The 1,698-nt window shown below is 64.5% G+C and carries 1 protein-coding gene and 1 pseudogene; one reads left to right on the forward strand and one right to left on the reverse strand.

Annotation, left to right across the window (positions count from 1 at the left end; genetic code table 11):
• Positions 1 to 1,220, reverse strand: a pseudogene (locus tag WAW17_RS04705) (acyl-CoA dehydrogenase family protein); the annotation flags it as partial.
• Positions 1,221 to 1,332: 112 nt separating this feature from the next.
• Between WAW17_RS04705 and WAW17_RS04710 the strand changes: the two are divergent.
• A partial coding sequence (locus WAW17_RS04710) for a VOC family protein (RefSeq protein ID WP_422331848.1) occupies positions 1,333 to 1,698 on the forward strand: 366 nt, incomplete at its 3' end.

Below are 1,698 nucleotides of genomic sequence, written 5' to 3' on the forward strand. Positions count from 1 at the left end.
GACCACAGGTCGTCGCTGGGGCTGTAGTCCCGAAGGACCTGCTTGGCCACGGTGGTCTTGTGTACCTCGGTGGGACCATCCGCGAGCCCCATCACGGCTGCGCCGTGAATCATCTGGAAGAGCGGCAGTTCGTTGGTCACGCCGAGCGCGCCGTGTATCTGCATCGCCCGCCAGGCGATGTCGTGCAGCACCGTCGGCATGATGACCTTGGCCGCGGCGATGTCCTTGCGGACCTTCTTGTAGTCGTTGTACTTGTCGATCTTCCACGCCGTGTGCAGTACGAAGAGCCGGAACTGTGCCAGCTGGGCGTACGAGTCGGCGATGTAGCCCTGCACGAACTGCTTGTCCGCGAGGCGACTGCCGGCGGTCTCCCTGCTGAGAGCGCGCTCGCACATCATGTCGATCGCCTTCTGCGCGAGGCCGATGGTCCGCATGGCGTGATGGATCCGGCCACCGCCGAGCCGGGTCTGGGCCACGGCGAAGGCCTGTCATTCGCCGCCGAGAAGCGCATGCGCGGGTACTCGTACATCCTCGTAATGAATCAGGGCATGGGTGCCGTCGTTCATCGGCTCGCCGTACAGGCCGACATTGCGGACGATGTTGATGCCTGGCGTATCCGTCGGCACCAGGAACATGGACATGCCCTTGTACGCACTGACGTCGGCGTCGGTGACGGCCATGACGATCAGGAACGATGCCGTTCTGGCATTGGAGGAGAAGTACTTCCAGCCGTTGATGACCCAGTCGTTCCCGTCCTTGACCGCGCGGGTTGTGAACTGCGCCGGATCTGCCCCGGCCTGGGGTTCGGTCATCGAGTAGCTGGAGAACATCTCACCGTCGAGCAGAGGTCGCAGATAGTGCTTCTTCTGTTCCTCGGTGCCGTAGTGGGCGATGATCTCGGCGTTGCCGGTATCCGGTGCCTGGCAACCGAATACGATGGGTGCCCACGACGATCGGCCCAGGATCTCGTTCAGCAGCGCGAGTTTGAGCGCGCCGTATCCCTGCCCGCCCAGGTCGGGCCCGAGGTGGGTGGCCCAGAGGCCCTGGCGCCGGACTTCCTCCTTCAGCGGGTCGATCGCCTTGCGTCGCGCGCCGTCGAGCGGAACGAACTGCTGGTGCTCCCACACCAGGTCGAGCGGCTCGACCTCATCGCGTACGAACGCGTCCGCCCAGTCCAGTTTCGCCTGATACTCGGGGTCGGTCTCGAAATCCCATGCCATTGCGCCTCCTTCGTCGATATGAGAATATCGTTCTCATGTTTATACATCTAATTCTCACCCTTGAGAAGCATTCCTTGTCGAGGCGCTCCCTCGGATGCGGCCAAGGTCGGCCGTGAGGGCTGAGGATCTGTTCCATCTCGGGATCGTCGCCGACGACCCGGAGGCGGCGCGGGCCGAGCTCGGGTCGCTGTTCGGCTACGAGTGGGGGAGCGAGGTCGGTGGGACGATCGAGGTGATGCTCCCGACCGGCGGCGCCGTCGTCGTCGATCTGAGGTGCGCCTACTCGATCACCTCACCCCGGGTGGAAGTGGTCCGGAGTGTGCCGGGAACCATGTGGGAATCCGCGGCGGGGGTCCATCACCTCGGATACTGGTCCGACGATGTCGGGGCGGACTCCGACGAGCTCGCGCAGAGCGGCTACGTGACCGAGGCGACGCGGGTGGGCCCCGACGGGCGCCCGTTCTTCACGTTCCACCGC

Origin of the sequence: Rhodococcus sp. (in: high G+C Gram-positive bacteria), assembly GCF_049286785.1 — a bacterium.
In the GTDB taxonomy this organism is placed as follows: domain Bacteria; phylum Actinomycetota; class Actinomycetes; order Mycobacteriales; family Mycobacteriaceae; genus Rhodococcus_F.